Consider the following 17,670-nt stretch of genomic DNA (forward strand, 5'->3'; position numbering starts at 1 on the left):
GCCAGCGACCCCAACAGCACAACGAAAAACGGGGCCGCCCAAAGGCGGCCCCGTTAAAATCATATCTCGCAATGCGTAGCGCAGATTATTCTTCTGCTGCTTCGCCTTCACCTTCGGCCGCTTCTTCTTCGCCATCGGACGAGGAAGCCAGACCGGATGGTGCGGAAACCTGAGCGATCACAAAGTCACGGTCGATGACCGGCTTGCAGCCTTCTGGCAGCTTGACGTTCGAGATGGTTGCGTTGTCGCCAATTTCCAGCTCGGAGATGTCTACTGTGATGCTTTCGGGGATATCCGATGCTGTCACCAGCAGTTCAACTTCGGAGCGTACCAGGTTCAGCGTGCCGCCTTTTTTCAGGCCTGGGCACTCTTCTTCACCGGATACTTCAACGTTGATGTAGAGGTTGATCTTGGTTGTACGCTTCAGGCGCATGAAATCGACGTGCGTTGGCAGGTCTTTTACAACGTGGCGCTGAACGTCGCGGCAGATAACGCGGACGTCATCGTGGCCTTCAACTTTGAGGTTGAACAAAGTCGCTTTAAAGCGGCCTTTGCGCAGCATGGTCAGCAGTTTGTTGAAATCCATCTGGATTGGCAGCGGGTCAACGTCACCACCAAAAACAATACCAGGGACCAAGCCATCGCGGCGTGCCTGACGAGCGGCGCCCTTGCCTGTCCCCGTGCGTTCCTGAACTTCAAGATCTGGGATCTCTCCGGCCATAATAATTCTCCAATGTGTTAAGGGCGGGAATCCTCCAAGGCTGTATCCCCGCGTGAAGTCGCGCGTATAGACCGGTTTTTCCTTTGTGGAAAGAGAAAATATCAGCCGTGTTGTTGACGGCTTATGTCTTTGTGACCAGATGGCCGCCTTGTGCCTTGACGCGGGCGTGCAGCGCGATCTCGTTGGCGTAATGCGCTTCAAATGCGGCCTGTGTCGGTTTTGTGATTGGCGTCGGCACCGAAGGCGAGACATTTCGCACCTTGTAAACGATCTCGGCCTGCATTCGGTCATCAAGCCAACTGCGTAGAATAGGCTGCGATTCATATGCAAACAGATGTGTCACGCCAAGCTGCCCGTCAGCATCAGTCAGGAAATTCCACTGGGAGCCAATGCGTGCCCAATCAGGAGGGTCAGCTGCAATGACAGCACGCACGAAGGCGTCAAAATCAACGTCCAAAGTTGCTGCGCGGTAGCGATACCAGCTTCGCAGATGGTCCAGGGGCGCGCGGATGACAGCCATCGTTTCAGGCTCCAGCCCGAAAGCGGTGTGCAGGAAGGGGGCGATCTTGCGCCGGTAGCGATTAACCGGAGAGTGTTTGCGGTGCTTGTTGAATGTGATGTCGGCCCAGGGTTTCAGGGCCGACTCCATCGCTGTTGTTCCGGTTTTGGGAACCGAAAACATCACAAGGTTTTGGTCGGAGAAAACCAGCATCAGTCCTGCCAGTCACCTTCGAAATCTTTGGGAACCAGTAGGTTGTGACGTCCCAGATTACCGATCTGCGTCTCGCCGCATAGGGCCATGGTTGTGTCCAGCTCCTTGTGGATGACCTCAAGCGCGCGGGTAACACCGGCCTGACCCATCGCGCCCAGCCCATAGATGAACGCGCGCCCGATATACGTGCCTGACGCGCCCATGGCCATCGCCTTGAGCACATCCTGACCCGAGCGGATCCCGCTATCAAGATGAACCTCAATCTGGTCGCCCACAGCATCAAGGATCGAGGGCAGCATACGGATCGAGCTGAGCGCACCGTCCAGTTGCCGTCCGCCGTGGTTGCTCACGATGATCGCGTCCGCGCCCACTTGCAGCGCCATTTTCGCATCCTCGGCATCCAGAATGCCTTTGAGGATAACCTTGCCGCCCCATTTTTCCTTGATCTTGGCGATTTTGCCCCAATCAAGGGAGGGGTCGAACTGCTCGGCGGTCCAGGCGCTCAGGTCGCCCGTGTCGGAGATGTTTTCAACATGGCCGACAATATTGCCAAAGCTGCGGTTTTTGGTTTGCAGCATCTCTATGCCCCAACGCCATTTTGTCATCAGGTTTGCAATGGAGGAAGGTGTCAGTTTTGGCGGGGCGGAGAGGCCGTTTTTGATATCCTTGTGACGTTGGCCAAGAATTTGCAGATCAAGCGTGATCACAAGGGCCGAGCATTTGGCCGCGCGTGCGCGCTCGATCAGGCGATTTACATAATCCTCGTCGCGCATGGTATAAAGCTGGAACCAAAAGGGTTTATTGGTGGCTTGTGCGACATCCTCGATCGAGTTGATGGACATGGTCGAAAGCGTGAAGGGGACGCCAAAGGCTTCGGCCGCGCGGGCGGCTTTGATTTCGCCATCGGCGTGTTGCATGCCTGTGAGGCCCACAGGCGCAAGCGCCACAGGCATCGTGACCTTATGACCGATCATTTCGCTCTGGGTGCTACGGCCTGACATATCAACGGCTACGCGCTGACGCAGGCGGATTTTATCAAAATCCGACGTATTCTCGCGGAAGGTCTGCTCTGTCCAGCTGCCGCTTTCGGCATAGTCATAGAACATCTTGGGCACGCGGCGGCGGTGTATGCGTTTTAGGTCGTCGATATTGGTAATCGTGGGCATGAGGGGTGTCCGATCTTAATTGGTAATTTTTTCTTACCAATTGACGGTGGGCAAATCAACGGCGGAATTCCACGGCGTTGGACGGCCAAAATCCCGCGATGGCATTCAGCCACGCGGAATTGCAAACCGGGGTGTGGTTTGGGCGGGCATTCATGCCCGATATGCTAGGAAGTGGTAGATATTGCGCGCGGATCTGCGCGGCGGGCTGCCAGCTCAGGCGGAATGGGCACCGTCAGCAAGCGTTTTGACAAACGCCAGAATATCTTCGGTGCTTTTACCCTTGGCGATCTGGCTCACGATGGCCGAGCCTACAACCACACCGTCCGCGACTTTTGCGATGGCATTGGATTTCTCGGGCGTGTTGACACCAAAGCCCACGATGACCGGCAGGCCGGTCGCCTTGCTGATACGCGCCACAGCCGGAGAAACATCGCCTGCGTCCGCCTCGGCGGCACCTGTGATTCCGGTGATCGAGACATAATAAACAAAGCCAGAGGTGTTTTGGGCCACACGCTCAAGACGGTGATCGTCGGTTGTAGGGGTCGCGAGGCGGATAAAGTTGAGGCCGGCCGCCTGTGCGGGCAGGCACAGCTCACTGTCCTCTTCGGGGGGCAGATCCACAACGATCAGCCCGTCGATTCCGGCTGTTTTGGCAGCTTTTAGAAAGGCGTCCACACCCATGGAATAGATCGGGTTATAATAGCCCATCAGCACGATGGGTGTTGTGTCATCTTCTTTGCGGAACTCGGTCGCCAGTTCCAGCGTGCGGTTGAGTGTCATGCCGCCGTCCAGAGCCCGTTGTCCGGCAAGCTGGATTGTTTCGCCGTCTGCCATCGGGTCGGTAAAGGGCAGGCCCAGTTCGATGATGTCGACACCCGCGCCGGGTAGGCCTCGCACGACTTCCAATGACCGGTCAAAATCCGGATCACCGGCCATCACATATGAGACAAAGGCCTTTTTGCCTTTGGCTTGGAGGTCAGCGAATTTGGCGTCAATGCGGGTCATAACAGCGGCCTTTTTAAAGTGTTCAGATTCCAATGCCGAATCTGCGCAGGGAAATCAATGCGCAAGGTGCGTCAGGCGGTAGGGAATTGCTGATATTGGTGCTGGTGAATTCGAATTGCCTATATGGCAGCTCATTGCTTGCGCCCTTGCACAGCGCGCTAGGACGCCCTAACACAGCCCAAACGCTGCAAAGGGATGCTGTTATGGGTTTTAAAATGGGTATCGTCGGTCTGCCGAACGTAGGCAAGTCAACGCTTTTTAACGCGCTCACCCGCACGGCGGCGGCGCAGGCTGCCAATTTCCCTTTCTGTACGATCGAACCCAATGTGGGCGAAGTCGCGGTGCCGGATGCGCGGCTTGATAAGCTGGCCGAGATCGCCAGCTCAAAATCCATCATCCCTACGCGTATGACTTTTGTCGACATCGCGGGTTTGGTCAAAGGCGCATCCAAAGGCGAAGGTCTGGGCAACCAGTTCCTTGCCAACATCCGGGAAACGGATGCAATCGCCCACGTGCTGCGCTGTTTTGACGATGATGACGTGACTCATGTCGAGGACCGTGTTGATCCTGTGGCCGATGCCGAAACCATCGACACCGAGTTGATGCTCGCCGATCTGGAAAGCATCGAAAAACGCCGCGCGGGTCTCGTGCGCAAGATCAAAGGCAACGACAAAGACGCGGTGCAGCAAGACCGCCTGCTGGCCGCAGCACAGGCTGCCATCGAAGACGGCAAACCTGCGCGTACGGTCGAAGTAGATGAAGATGACGCCAAGGCATGGCGCATGTTGCAGCTGCTCACGACCAAACCGGTTCTTTATGTCTGCAATGTCGGCGAATCCGAATCTTCTGAAGGCAATGAACACTCTGCCAAGGTTGCCGCCATGGCCGCGGCGCAAGGCAACTCGGCTGTTATTATCTCGGCCCAGATCGAAGAAGAGATCAGCCAGCTCGAGCCGGAAGAAGCAGAAATGTTTCTGGAAGAGATGGGGCTGCAGGAAGCCGGTCTGGACCGCCTGATCCGCGCGGGTTACGAGCTTTTGCACCTCGAGACATATTTCACTGTCGGCCCGAAAGAGGCGCGTGCATGGACCATCAAACAGGGCACTTCGGCACCCAAGGCCGCTGGCGTCATCCACGGTGACTTTGAAAAAGGTTTCATCCGCGCCGAGACGATTGCCTATGATGATTTCGTAAGCCTTGGTGGCGAAGGGCCGGCCAAGGAAGCGGGCAAAATGCGCGCAGAGGGTAAAGGCTATACCGTCAAGGACGGGGATGTTCTGCACTTCTTGTTCAACACCTGATCACCAATTTCGCCCCGCCTGCGTTGGCACGTACTGCGCGGGTGGGGTTATTGTCTAAGCCTCCGGGGCTTCAAAGTAGTTTTCGTTGGTCTCGGTGATCTGTTCGATCGTTTCATCCAGACGGGACAGATGGAATACACCGACTTCCACGGCCTTTTCCGCATCATGGGCCTTGATGGCTTCTGCGATTTTTTTGTGGTCGGTGACAAGGTCGGGCAGGCGGCGTTCCTTGGATAGGGCCAGACGGCAGAGGCGATCGACTTTTGCTTTTTCGGTCATGATGACATCAAAGGCAAAATCGGCCTGCGCGATTTCGCAGATGGTTTTGTGAAATTCGTAATCCAAAGTGCCGAACCGGTCGACATCGCGCTTTTCCAGTGCCTCGTTCTGCTCCAGAATTGCAGCATCCAGTTTGGCTGCCCCTTCAGGGCTGCAAAGCGCAGAGGCACGGCGCAATATTTCTTTTTCGACAGCGGCCCGAACAAAGCGTGACTTTTCTATTTCGCGCATTGAAAACCGTCTGACTTCGGTTGCGCGCTGTGGGCGGATTAGCAGCAGGTCAAGATTAGCCAATCGGCTGAAGGCATCGCGCACAGGTTGTCGCGAGATACCGAAGCGGGCGGCAATATCGGCCTCGGATATCTTGTCGCCGGGCAGTAGTTCCAGCGAGGTGATTTGATCATGGAGATAGTCGAATACTTCATCGACGCTGGTCCGTCTTTCAGTGAGTCGGGCCGCAATTTCCATATCGTCATCCCCTTGTTAAATGGTCGCAAGAATAATGTGCAACCTTCAGAGGTGCCAAAGCACTTCATTAAGATATTATCGCACGCCTGCATACCGGAGCGGCACTGTGAAAGACAGGCCTGCCGACCTGCTTATAACCAAGTTTGGACTAGTATTCCAGAATTTTAACTAGTATTCTAGTTATGTAGTTATTGCTGCCGCAGGCCTTATTCATAACGGAGAGGAAATATGCCTGGTGCCAGACCTAGGGGTCTTATCCGGGCCTATAGTGTCGTGTGAATGGTGCAGGGGGCAGGCCGGAAAATCCAGATAGCAACAGATCGGCGTGTGGTGGTTTGTTGTGGGGTCACCGATGGGTGTGCGGGTGCCTGAGGGTAGCGCGCGAACCTACAGTAGCTTCCGGTTAAGGCCGAACAGGAAACAACGAGGAGAACGACAATGAAACTTAAGGGTAAGACAGCTATCATCACCGGCGGTGGCCGCGACATCGGTAGCGCAATCGCAGTCAAGTTGGCTGAAGAAGGTGCAAATGTTGCGATCAACTATTTCGCCAGCTCCGCAGGTGCTGATGCGACCGTGGCAAAAATCGAAGCTGCGGGCGGTAAAGCTATTGCCGTTCAGGGTGATCTGAACAATCAGGCCGACGTCGATGGTTTGGTGGCAAAAACAATGGAAGCCTTCGGTGGCATTGATGTTTTGGTCAACAACGCAGGCGGGTTGATCGCGCGCAAGACAATTGCCGAGATGGAGCTGGAGCACTGGAATGCAGTGATGACGCTAAACCTGACCAGCACATTTATGATGACCAAGGCATGCCTTGCGCATATGAAATCCGGTGCAATTGTGAACCTCGCAAGTCAGGCCGGCCGTGACGGTGGTGGGCCGGGTGCTGTGGCTTATGCGACGTCCAAAGGTGCGGTGATGACTATGACACGTGGTTTGGCAAAAGAGCTGGGTCCAGATATCCGCGTCAACGCCCTGTGCCCGGGCATGATTGATACGGACTTCCACAACATCCACACACCCGATGCGGGCCGTCGCGGTTTTGAAGCCAATGCGCCGCTCAAGCGTCAGGGTGATGTTGTCGATGCTGCGAATCTGGTTCTGTTTCTGGCCTGTGACGACAGCGCGTTCATCACCGGCACCAACATCGACCTGAACGGCGGTATGCTGTTTAGCTAAATATGCAGGGGGCAGGAGGCGACGTTGTCGCTTCCTGCCCCGATGCAACCTGTTTGGGGTGCTTGTTAAAGGGACTCAAGCGCCTGCACGCCCGCCTCTGCGACCGCTAGATCCTGCGCGGGTGTGCCAGAGCTGACACCGATTGCCCCGATAACGACACCATCTGCAAAGACGGGTACGCCACCGGCAATCACAACCATCCGGCCACCGACAGTTGACGTCAGCCCGTAAACCGGATTGCCCGGCATGCTTGGTTCGGCCAGCTCGTGGGTGCATTTGCGTGTGCCTGCAGCGGTATAGGCTTTGTCGATTGCGATGGTGCTGCTGGGGACCTTGCCCCCGTCCATGCGTAGAAATGCCATCAGATTCGAACTTTCATCGGTAATGGCGATGCACATGGGTACACCTATTTCTTCGGCTTTGGCGCGTGCCCCATTGATCATGCGGGCAGCATCTGCATTGTCTAATCTGCGCAAGGTGAGCATCGGTTTTTCCTGTCATCAATTAGGTAGGTAAAGCGTTGGCGCTAACACGGCGCGCTCTTGCAATTCATACTGGATATGTATCTGGTATGCTAGTAGCGTAGCTTTGGGCTACGTAATATATGTTTCGCATCCAACTGTACTGGAGACCTAAATGCCAACACCTAAACCAATTCCTGGAAGTATCCTGAGCCCGATGACCTTTCCGAATGTCAAAGGCGGAGAGATCACCGTCGGGGGGCCAAAGGATAATTGGACATTGCTGGTAGTCTACCGTGGCAAGCATTGCCCGCGGTGTAAGAAATATCTCAACATCCTGAACGATATGCGCGGCGATTGGGCCGAGGCAGGTTTTGATGTTGTCGTTGTATCTGCTGATTCGCGTGAAAAGGCGCAGGCAGATGTGGATGAGTTCGGTTGGGGCTTCGATCTGGGCTATGGCCTGACCGAAGATCAAATGGCAACGCTGGGCGTTTATGTGACCGAACCGCTGTCCCCTGATGAAGCGGATGGCAATTTTGCCGAGCCGGGCACATTCGTTATGCGCTCGGATGGCAGCCAGATCATCGTTGCAATCTCGAACGGCCCGGCTGTGCGTCCGGAATTGGGCGAGTTGCTGGATGGCATGATCTTTAACAAAACAAAGGACAGACCGCACCGCGGCACTGTTTGATCGACATGCCCGCTACAAACGGGCGTGAAACCATCGACAGTTTGATTGACTTTAAGCGTCGGTGTTAATACTAGTATACCTGTTGAGGGGCGGTTCAAGCCGAAGAGCCAAAATCGCCCCCTGACCACAAATAGCATCTGGGAGGATCTAATGACTAAATCATTCACACTTCGCGCGGCCCTGATGGGCAGCTGTATGGCTCTTGCGGCCACATCTGTTTCCGCAAAGGAATTGCGCGGCTGGAACATCCACGTCGAGGACTATCCTGTGTCCATCGCGATGGAAGCTTTTGCTGCAGAAGTAGCAGAGCGCACAGGCGGTGAATTGACCGCAAAAACATTCCACAATGGCGTTCTGGGCAGCCAGCCTGACGCGATTGAGCAGCTGCGCCTTGGCGTTCTGGACTTTGGTGAATTCAGCCTTGGGCCATTCGGTACGTCCGTACCCGAAGCCAACGTTGTTTCCTTGCCCTTCATCTTTAAATCCATCCCCGACATGTACAAGCTGATGGATGGCGACGTGGGTGAAGCGATCTCTGTCGGTATGCGCGAGCGTGGCGTTGAGCCGCTGGGTTGGTATGACGCCGGCGCGCGTTCTTTCTACAACTCGGTGCGCCCGATCAACACGCCTGCCGATGTTGAAGGTCTGAAAATCCGTGTGATGAACAATGATCTGTTCGTGCAGATGGTTGCATCCATGGATGGCAACGCGACGCCGATGGCATTCGCCGAAGTTTACCAGTCTATCCAGACGGGTGTTGTGGACGGTGCGGAAAACAACCCGCCATCATACGAATCCACCAACCACTTCGAGGTTGCCAAATACTACTCCTTGACCGAGCACCTGATCATTCCTGAGTGCCTTTGCATGTCGAAAAAGACTTTTGACAGCCTGTCCGAAGAAGAGCAGAAAATCGTCAAGGAAGCTGGTCACGCAAGCGCCGTTTTGCAGCGTGAGCTGTGGCAGAAGCGCGAAGCAGCTTCGATGGAAACTGTGAAAGCCGGTGGTACCACTGTGAACACAGTTGCCGACAAAGCACCGTTCCAAGCAGCGATGACACCTGTCTACGAGAACTTCCTCGCGGCAAACCCTGACCTGACGGAATTGGTCGATATGATCCGCAACGCGGAATAAGTCGCCAAACCAAACGGAGGCCCCTGTCTCAACATTGGGGCAGGGGCCTCCCTACGACATTTCCTGCAAAAGGCGTGGCAAAAATGAGCAGACAAAAAGCCCTGCTGGACCGGTGCGAGACTGTACTCGCCGGTGTTCAATGGCTCAGTATATTTACAGCATCTATCGCTTTGGTCGTGCTGATCATTACATTCGGATGGCTTGTTTTTGGCCGCTATGTTTTGAACGTGACGCCGACGTGGGTCGAGCAACTGGCCCTCATGCTTATTTGCTATATTGCGTTTCTGGGGGCGGGGGCGGGCGTGCGCTCAAACACCCACCTTGGTGTATCGCTCTTTCGTGACATGATGCCTTTTGCGGTGCAAAAAGTTCTGATCGTGTTTATTGATTTTGTCCTCGCCGCCTTTGGTGCGGTGATGTTTCTCGCGGGGACCGAGCTTATGAAATTCGGCTGGGATTCACTGCTGCCGATGCTCGGCGTACCTGAAAGCTTCCGCACCTTGGCGATCACCCTATGTGGTGCGCTTATTGTGCTGCACGCCGGCACGCGGGGCGTGATCCGTATTCTGACCTATCGGTCATGGACACCTACTTCTATAGCGCTGGAGACCTGAACCCATGGGCCTGTTAATTTTGTTGGTCGTCTTTGGCGGCGGCATCGTCATTGGTATCCCTGTCGCTTTTGCCATGGGCATCGCTGCGGCCTCTGCTTTCTGGTATGAAGGCTTCCCGATGCTGATTACCTTCCAGCGGGCGACAGCCGGTGTGTCGGTTTTCTCCCTGCTCGCTATTCCGTTCTTTGTCCTCGCCGGTGAGATCATGCTGCATGGCGGGATCGCCAAACGGCTGGTGAAGTTGGCGACCGCGCTGGTCGGCCACTTCAAAGGTGGTTTGGCGATGGTGAACATCTTTTCAAGCATGTTGTTCGGCGGGATCTCTGGTTCTGCTGTGGCCGATATCTCGGCGCTGGGCTCTATCCTGGTGCCAGTGATGAAGGAACGCGGCTACCGGCCTGATTTTGCGGTGAACGTCACAGTGACCTCTTCCATCGCAGGCGTGGTCATTCCGCCCAGCCACAACATGATTATCTTTGCCGTTGCCGCAGGCGGGGGGATTTCGGTTTCGAACCTGTTTCTGGCGGGTGTGGTACCGGGCATTCTGATGTGCGTCAGCCTTGCGATTGCGGCCTACATTATGTCGGTCAAACACAACTATCCGTCAGAGCCGTTCCCCGGCTGGGGTGCAGTCGCCCGCGCTGCTGCTGATGCGATTCCGGGTTTTCTGACGGCGGTGATCATTGTGGGCGGCACATTGTCCGGTCTATTCACGGTCACGGAATCCGGTGCTTTTGGCGCGATCTATGCTATCTTGCTGACGACGTTCTATTACCGCAGCCTCACGTGGAAAGCGTTCATTGTCTCGATCACGGGCACTGTGCGGACGACGTCGATGGTGATGATCCTGATCGCTTTTGCTAGTTCGTTTGCCTATCTGTTGGCGCTGTACCAAGTGCCGGAGAGGTTGAGCAACGCATTGGTGCTGATTTCCGATAACCCGATCATCATCTTGCTGATGATCAACGTTATCCTGCTAATCCTTGGTATGATCATGGACATGGCCGCGTTGATTTTGATCTGTACGCCGATCTTCCTGCCGATCGCCAAAGGCCTTGGCATGGACCCGACACAGTTCGGGATCATGATGCTGATGAACCTTGGCCTTGGTCTGTGTACGCCGCCTGTGGGAACCTGCCTGTTTGTGGGTTGCGCGGTCGGTCGGATCAAGATCGAAGAAGCTTTGAAGTCGATCTGGCCTTTCTATCTGGCCATTCTGGGGGCGCTCATACTGGTGACTTACGTACCGGCTGTGTCTCTTTGGTTGCCGTCCCTGTTCTAAGGGCAAAGTAACAAAGGCGCGGTGTCTTTGAGAGGATGTGAGGCTCGCATCCCCTCAAGCGCCGCGCCTTACTATTTTGGCGGCCCGAGCCAATACAAAAAAACATCATCAACAGTTGAGTGACTGAGCCTCAAAACCCAGGCGGTGCCGCGGGTTTCGGGCGCTGCCCAATCGCGGCGGGGGATGTACCTGTTGCGGCCATGACACAATCTGGAATATGAAATTAGCCGCACTGGATTATTCTTATTAAATTAGTCAGGTACGGCTCAAATATTCACTGCCCTAGCCAACGAGAACTAGCCAAGGCATAGCCGGAGGCTTCCATGTCTGTTTCTCGTCTTGCCCTGCTCGCAGGGCTTTCTGCCATTTCCACACCCCTGCAAGCACAAGCACAAGATGCTACCGGTGCCGATCTGGGTACTATTTTTCTAGAAGCCGAAAGCGATGATACGCTGCTGCAAAACGGGTACGTCGCCGAAAGCGGTCGGCAAGCCACCCGTGTGGACACGGCGATCCGTGATATTCCCCAGTCAATCAGCACAGTTACCCAAGACCAGATCGAAGATCAGGAACCACGGACGCTGTTGGATGCACTTGGCTATACTGCCGGTGCCAATGTGACCAACTTCGGTTTCGATAGCCGTTATGATGCGATCTATCTGCGGGGGTTCTCGGCCTATTACAACGGGCTGTTCCGCGACGGGCTGCGTCAGGTTAACGGCCCTTCGGCATGGTACCAGAACCACCCCTATAGCTTCGAAGCGGTTTCAGTGCTCAAGGGGCCGTCCTCGTCGCTCTACGGGGTGAGCGGCTCCGGCGGGATCGTCAATGTGGTGTCCAAACGCCCTAAGGACGATCCGTATAATGAAATCCAGCTCACTTTGGGAACCGATGACCATAAAGAGCTGGCTGTGGATTTCAGCGGCCCTGTTGGCGACGGGCGTCTAAGTTACCGTCTGACGGGCGTGAAGCGCGATGCGGATACGCCTTTGGACGGGTACAGCGACGATCTGGACCTGATCGCGCCTTCCTTGACCTATCAGTTGACGGATCGCACGACGATTACCCTGTTGGGCGAATATGCCAAATCCACCCGCGGGGGCACAGCGTCCTACTACAACCCTTCATACGGTGAAGCGTCTGACATTTATATCGGTGATCCGGAGTATAATGATTTCGTCAATGAACAATGGCGGATCGGCTATGAGGTTGAGCACGAGCTGACCGATGCCGTGATTTTGCGCCAGAAATTCCGGTATTCCGAGGTCGATGCCGATCTGGAGTTCAGCGGGATCTATGATGCAGGTGGTGGCGAATTTGGCCGGTATTGGGGGCACTACCTCGAGAATTCCGAAAACCTGAGCGTCGACACCAATATCGAGGCCGCGCTGGAAACAGGGGCAATTGACCATACTCTGGTCGCGGGTTTCGACTATAGCTACTCCTCTTACGAGGCTTATTACGGGGGTGTTGGCTATGTCTCTGCCGCCCAGACCGATGCCCTGTCTCAGCCCTTTTCGTCAGGGCAGGAAACGGATCAATACGGCATCTACTTGCATGACCAGATGCAAAGCGGGCCTTGGACAGTCTTCGTGAGTGGGCGCTACGACTGGGTCGAAACCACGACGTTTGACGCGTCGCGCAATGGCTCTGACTCCTCTGCCGAAGGGTTCTCGGGGCGTATCGGCACAAGTTATGCTGTGAACAATGACCTGTCGGTGTTTGCGAACCTCTCCAGCAGCTTTGTGCCTACTACCGGGCTTGTCTATGACAGCAATACCGATCCCGATAGCGGTCGCTCGGGCGATCCGACACGCGGGTTGCAAAAGGAGATCGGCCTAAAGTACCAATTGCCCGGCACCGAAAGCCTTATCACGGCGTCGATTTTCGACATCGAACAAGAAGACGGCGTTGTCTTCCAAACCGTTGATGCAACTGTGTTCAACGGCCTGAACCAAATTCAGGTGCCCTATGATCTGCGGTCGCGCGGTTTCGAGGTCGAAGGGCAGTTCAACCTTGGCAATGATGTGCGTCTGCTTGCTGCCTACACGTATCTCGATATGGAGATCGAACGCGGCGCGACGGGAACAGAGGGTAACCAGCTTTCTGCAACGCCGCAGCACACGGCATCGATCTGGGCGTTCTATGAACCAACTGCCGGCGCGCTCAAGGGCTGGGGCCTTGGTGCTGGTTTGCGCTTTGTGGGCGAAAGCTATGGCGATGATGAAAATACCTTCAAGAACGATTCACAAATTTATGGCGATCTTTCATTGGCCTATGATTTTGGTGAAATCGGTTTTGATAACCTCGGGCTTCAGGTGAACGTCAAAAACGTCTTTGATAACACCGACCAAACCTGCAGCGCCGGCTATTGCTACCGTACCGAAGGTCGGACAGGCACAGCCAGCATCTCTTACCGGTTCTGATGGCGGGCGTTCGAACATCATGGAACGTCATCGGTGCGATCGGTGGCGTTTACATGGCACAAAGTGTGATCGGCGGTGTGACATGGACAGGGCTGCCGGGAGTTCTGCGCGCTCAGGAGCTGCCGCTGGACCGTATCGGGTTGGTCTCTCTTCTGGTGTTGCCCTGGGCGTTAAAGTTTCTCTGGGCACCCAGAGTCGAGCAGTTCCGTCTGCCTGACGGCGGGCGGGATCGTTCTGTGCCCATTGTTCTGCTCGGCGTTGCGGTGGTTGTTGCAGCGCTTGTATCGGTGGGGCTGATAGGGCCCTTTCCTGTCTTGCCTGTTCTATGCGTGCTTATGATCGCATCCTTTGCGACTGCTACGGTTGATATAGCCTGTGACGGTTACGCCGTCGCCGCGTTGGAAGGAACACACTATGGGTTGGGCAATGCCGCGCAGGTGGGTGGTGCCTATCTTGGAGCGGCCATTGGCGGGGGTGTCTTTCTGGTCATCGTGGATAGGGCAGGCTGGAGCATCGGAGTCTGGAGCATGGCTCTGGCCATCGCAGTTCTTTGCATTCCTTTTGCCTGGGTCGCACGGGCAAGGCAGGCTGTACCACGTCCGCATCATCCCAGCCTCAAGGCCGCCTTCAAACGGCCCGAAGTGCGCAAAGGCCTGTTGATCGCCGCGCTGTATGTGGTGGCCCAAAAGACCGCTATGGGTATGTTTGGCCCCTATTTTCTGGATGCGGGCTATGACCTTGCGCAATTGGGGATCCTTGGCGGGGCAGGCGGGCTGACGCTTGGGTTTCTGGGGGCTGTATCTGGCGGCTTCGCTGTGCGCCGATTTGGAACGCGCGCAGTTCTGATCGGGGCCGTCATATTGCAATCCGGCCTGCTTGCGCTTGTGGCTTTATCAGCAGGTGACGCAGTCCTGCCCGCGGCTGCTGTCGCGCCCCTAGCAATGGTAGCCAGCGCTGCGGTCATGGCGTTTGGTTTTGTCGCGCTCTATGGCCAGTTCATGCGCTGGTCTGACCCGCGTCAAGGCGGCGTAGACTTCACCCTTTTCCAATGTGCGGATGCAGCTGTCAGCATGGTGTCAGGCGTGGCAGCCGGCTTTATCGCCGAGCATTTCGGCTATGGCATCTTCTTTGCACTGGCCTGCACGGTTTCGCTGGCTGCTGTGCCCTTCATCGCACGGATCGCCGCACAAAAAGGACCTTCTCATGTCTGAAACTCATGCCTCTACTGATCTGCCTCAACTGGCCTTTGCATCGCTCCGCCCGATGATAAGGGCGCACGCCGAAGAACATGAGCTGACCATCCTGCGCGACAGCTCTTCGGGTCTGCATATTGATACCTATTACGGAAGCGTGGAGTTTATGCTGTCGGGGGCGGGCGCACGGGTCGAAATTCGCGCGCCACATGCGGATTATGTCCAGATTCTCAAGGATTCACTTGTGGATCAGATCAACGCGGATTTTCCCTTGGTGGCACAGGACATCAGGTGGAATGATGCCGCACAAGTGGCGAAGTTGCCGGCGAATATCTGGGCGATGAAATTCGCATCGGTCGAGGTGATGGATAGCGGGTTTCTGCGTGTGGTCCTGCGCGGCGATGTTTCGCGGTTTTCAGATGATGCTATTCACTTCCGCCTCGGCATTGCGCCGCAAGGGCGGCCCATGCCGTGGCCACAGGTCGGTGACAACGGCAGCACCCTATGGCCCGAAGGGGAGGATCGGTTGCATTTGCCCGTTTATACTGCCCGCCATGTGGACCAAACAAACGGGACGCTTTCATTCGATCTTTTCGCTCACGCGGGCGGGCGGGCCACGCAATGGGCGCAAAGGGCTACAGCGGGCGTTGACGTCCTCATCACAAGCCCGGGTGGCGGCGGTTGCAAGATCCCCGAGACGATCAACGGCTTTGCCGACGAGACCGGATTTCCAGCCGTGGCGCGTATTCTAAAGGCCAATCCCGACCTGACCGGCCGATTTATACTATATGGCGATAAACCCTGCGCACAGCGGTATCCGTTGCCCAAGCACTCAGGCGTCGAGGTCAGCTTTGCCCCGCCCGATCGCAAGCCTCTGATGGCGGAGGATGCTATAAAAAGTATAGACGAGACAAGCCCACCTTTCCTGTGGTTCGCTGGCAACCGTGCGCAGGCATCTGCAGTCCGCACCACATGGCGCAAACGCGACCATGATCGTGAAGGTGCCTATATATCGGGGTTCTGGGGGGAACGGGCCCAAACACAATGAAGGACGGCGCTTATGTCATAACCCTCATGGGCAGCGGTTGCCCAAACAGATAGGCACCTGTAGAGGGCACTTCACGCCCTTTGCAGGTGTCTAATGTTTTACACTGAGACGGTCTCCGAAGACCTGATCGTAACTGTCCAGCTTCTCGGAAATGGCCTTGATGCGCATCTTAGGTAAATTTTCTGGGGCGTGTTATTGTGGTCCATCATATACCGCAGAGCAAGGTGTGCCACAGGGTGAACAACCTTATAAACAACGCCTTAGGTGAAATGGCGGAGACGAAGGAAGCCTTATTGGCAATTCAAGTATTTGAATTTAATACTGAAAATATAAATCACTCACAAAAAAACCACACTTCATACCACACTACGGAGATATGGTGTGCTTCAAAATCTGTTCACTTATCATGGTTGGTCCAAAATGGATGTAGGCTTACTATGAGAGTGATGATGGATAAGTCTTCTCTATAGCTCGAGCCAATGATGCCAATTGTTCGTTGAGATCGGCCCAATCATTGGGAGAAGTACTTTTCTTTGCTTCCACAAGGAATAGGTCTGACTGACACGATGCCCTGTGAGAAAGGCCCGCCAAAATAGATTGCAGGCGATGCTGTATCTCGGTCAAATTTGGTCTCAGCGCGGGGTCAATTTGAAGACAGTCGGATACCACTTTCGCCAGATTTGGGTTCTGGAGAGGGCAAGCCACCGAGCATGATAGGCTCAGCCATTTCCGCCAGTAGGTATCTTTTTGCAACCGATTGAACATCGGCTTTTCACCGCGATGCCAAGCGCCAAAATGAGTACCCTCAGGGTGCCTTCCACGCGACATCAACTCGTGCAATATTATGCCAACGACAAAGGAGCTTGTCTTTTCATCTAAGGGCTCTTTGTTCCACTGCTCGGGGGCCATGTAAGGCCGGCTTCCACGGTACTCATTGATTTCTGAAGCAAGGTTCACGCTGCCAAAATCTGCAACCATTGGTCGGAACCAATAATCGGCAGCTGGAAGATCTCTAATGCTCTTGCTTAAGTCCCGTACAAAAATGTTTTCTGGCTTCAAGTCTTGATGGATCAATCCTCTTGCATGACAATGTAATAGACCTGAAACTAACTGTATCATCAACACTAAACGGCCTGTATCTCCAAGCGAAACGCCTTCAATGTATGATGAAAGGTCACCTTCCCAGCGGCGAAAATAGGCGACAGGAACACCCAAAATCATACAGACTTTGAAAGGCCAGTGAACATTCTGATGATAATGGGACTTTGCTTGCATCTCTAACTCGCGAAGAAACCGTAGAGCCCTTTCTTTTGCGTCGAGTCCCACCTTATTTTTGGGATATTTTGCCGCAATACTGCGAGGGCTTACATTCTCGCCGTTGCCCAAAAATACGACTCCCCCGGAGAAACCTTCACCGGTGCCGGTCACTTTCTGAGCCTTGCCATGGAAGGCTATCAATTCATTTCTGTCTTCTTCGGAGAGAGTATCGAACGGCACTTCGGTCATATTCAGCAGTTCCCTTTGGAAAATCATGTTTATGCTGAAACTAATCAGCATAAACATGGCGATCTTTACTCGCGTCGCGTGATCGGTTTGGCCGAACAAATTATCGCCCTTTGTTGACTTAGTTCCGGCATCATATCTTTGGATTAACTTTGCATTCTTAACGAAATAGCATCCAGAACCGCCCGTTCTTGGAGCTCTCTGGACCATCCAGCAGCAAACGAAATATCATTTGAGTCTGGCAGTTTGTGCTTGGGAAGTGTTCGAATTTTAACGCGCGCAGGCAATGCTGCTGCTTCCCCAACGAAAAGCGCCTCTTGCCTCGGCAGCGAAGACAATACTGAGCTACTCCCCAATTGTTGGACAGTATCTGGCGTAGATTAAGCTACTCTTTGCACCTGCTGATCGGGTTTGGGTTCTGCCATTCGCTGCCAATAGATCACAGCGGGTGGTTTGCCGCCAAGTGCGGAATGCGGGCGGT

16 protein-coding genes are annotated in these 17,670 nt (G+C 54.8%); 9 read left to right on the forward strand and 7 right to left on the reverse strand.

The features are described from left to right. Positions 1-85 precede the first annotated feature (85 nt). The 4 genes from ABJM03_RS00420 to trpA form a co-directional block, all read right to left on the reverse strand. A complete protein-coding gene (locus ABJM03_RS00420) occupies positions 86-721 on the reverse strand; it encodes a 50S ribosomal protein L25/general stress protein Ctc (protein ID WP_348414848.1) in 636 nt (211 codons plus the stop codon). A gap of 121 nt (positions 722-842) precedes the next feature. After that, positions 843-1,433 (reverse strand): hypothetical protein, encoded by a 591-nt coding sequence (locus ABJM03_RS00425; RefSeq protein WP_348414849.1) that lies wholly within the window; start codon positions 1,431-1,433, stop codon positions 843-845. After that, on the reverse strand, positions 1,433-2,599 hold the full coding sequence (locus tag ABJM03_RS00430; RefSeq protein WP_348414851.1) for an alpha-hydroxy acid oxidase: 1,167 nt from the start codon (positions 2,597-2,599) through the stop codon (positions 1,433-1,435). Before ABJM03_RS00430 ends, ABJM03_RS00425 begins: the two co-directional genes overlap by 1 nt. Before the next feature lie 213 nt (positions 2,600-2,812). Then, a complete protein-coding gene (gene trpA, locus ABJM03_RS00435) occupies positions 2,813-3,604 on the reverse strand; it encodes a tryptophan synthase subunit alpha (RefSeq protein WP_348414853.1) in 792 nt (263 codons plus the stop codon). Between the two features lie 203 nt (positions 3,605-3,807). Here trpA and ychF point away from each other — a divergent pair, with 203 nt between their 5' ends. Then, a complete protein-coding gene (gene ychF / locus ABJM03_RS00440; RefSeq protein WP_348414854.1) occupies positions 3,808-4,905 on the forward strand; it encodes a redox-regulated ATPase YchF in 1,098 nt (365 codons plus the stop codon). A 54-nt stretch (positions 4,906-4,959) separates the two neighbouring features. Here the strand turns inward: ychF and ABJM03_RS00445 are convergent, their stop codons facing one another. Further along, a complete protein-coding gene (locus tag ABJM03_RS00445; protein WP_348414855.1) occupies positions 4,960-5,652 on the reverse strand; it encodes a GntR family transcriptional regulator in 693 nt (230 codons plus the stop codon). A gap of 438 nt (positions 5,653-6,090) precedes the next feature. Here ABJM03_RS00445 and ABJM03_RS00450 point away from each other — a divergent pair, with 438 nt between their 5' ends. Beyond that, on the forward strand, positions 6,091-6,834 hold the full coding sequence (locus tag ABJM03_RS00450) for a glucose 1-dehydrogenase (protein WP_348414856.1): 744 nt from the start codon (positions 6,091-6,093) through the stop codon (positions 6,832-6,834). A 65-nt stretch (positions 6,835-6,899) separates the two neighbouring features. On the opposite strand, the gene ABJM03_RS00455 is transcribed toward ABJM03_RS00450, so the two are convergent. Next, entirely contained in the window at positions 6,900-7,319 is a 420-nt protein-coding gene (locus tag ABJM03_RS00455) for a heme-binding protein (protein WP_348414857.1), read from the reverse strand. Between the two features lie 151 nt (positions 7,320-7,470). On the opposite strand from ABJM03_RS00455, the gene ABJM03_RS00460 reads away from it, so the two are divergent. From ABJM03_RS00460 to ABJM03_RS00490, 7 genes are all read left to right on the forward strand, one after another. Then, complete coding sequence (locus ABJM03_RS00460; protein ID WP_348414859.1) at positions 7,471-7,989, forward strand: redoxin domain-containing protein; 519 nt, start codon at positions 7,471-7,473, stop codon at positions 7,987-7,989. Positions 7,990-8,139: 150 nt separating this feature from the next. After that, a complete protein-coding gene (locus tag ABJM03_RS00465) occupies positions 8,140-9,123 on the forward strand; it encodes a TRAP transporter substrate-binding protein (protein WP_348414860.1) in 984 nt (327 codons plus the stop codon). A gap of 83 nt (positions 9,124-9,206) precedes the next feature. After that, on the forward strand, positions 9,207-9,737 hold the full coding sequence (locus ABJM03_RS00470; RefSeq protein ID WP_348414862.1) for a TRAP transporter small permease: 531 nt from the start codon (positions 9,207-9,209) through the stop codon (positions 9,735-9,737). 4 nt (positions 9,738-9,741) lie between these two features. Further along, positions 9,742-11,019, forward strand: coding sequence for a TRAP transporter large permease (locus tag ABJM03_RS00475; protein ID WP_348414863.1), 1,278 nt, complete (start codon positions 9,742-9,744; stop codon positions 11,017-11,019). A 323-nt stretch (positions 11,020-11,342) separates the two neighbouring features. Continuing rightward, positions 11,343-13,445: a TonB-dependent siderophore receptor gene (locus tag ABJM03_RS00480; RefSeq protein WP_348414864.1), complete on the forward strand. Its 2,103-nt coding sequence runs from the start codon at positions 11,343-11,345 to the stop codon at positions 13,443-13,445. Positions 13,446-13,498: 53 nt separating this feature from the next. Further along, on the forward strand, positions 13,499-14,656 hold the full coding sequence (locus ABJM03_RS00485; RefSeq protein ID WP_348414865.1) for an MFS transporter: 1,158 nt from the start codon (positions 13,499-13,501) through the stop codon (positions 14,654-14,656). After that, positions 14,649-15,686, forward strand: a complete 1,038-nt coding sequence (locus ABJM03_RS00490) for a siderophore-interacting protein (protein WP_348414867.1) — start codon at positions 14,649-14,651, stop codon at positions 15,684-15,686. The genes ABJM03_RS00485 and ABJM03_RS00490 overlap by 8 nt, the downstream gene beginning before the upstream one ends. Before the next feature lie 435 nt (positions 15,687-16,121). Here ABJM03_RS00490 and ABJM03_RS00495 read toward each other — a convergent pair whose 3' ends face one another. After that, positions 16,122-17,291, reverse strand: coding sequence for a protein kinase (locus tag ABJM03_RS00495; RefSeq protein ID WP_348414868.1), 1,170 nt, complete (start codon positions 17,289-17,291; stop codon positions 16,122-16,124). Positions 17,292-17,670: the final 379 nt, after the last annotated feature.

The sequence above is a fragment of the Sulfitobacter sp. genome (assembly GCF_039977885.1).
Classification (GTDB): Bacteria; Pseudomonadota; Alphaproteobacteria; order Rhodobacterales; family Rhodobacteraceae; genus Sulfitobacter.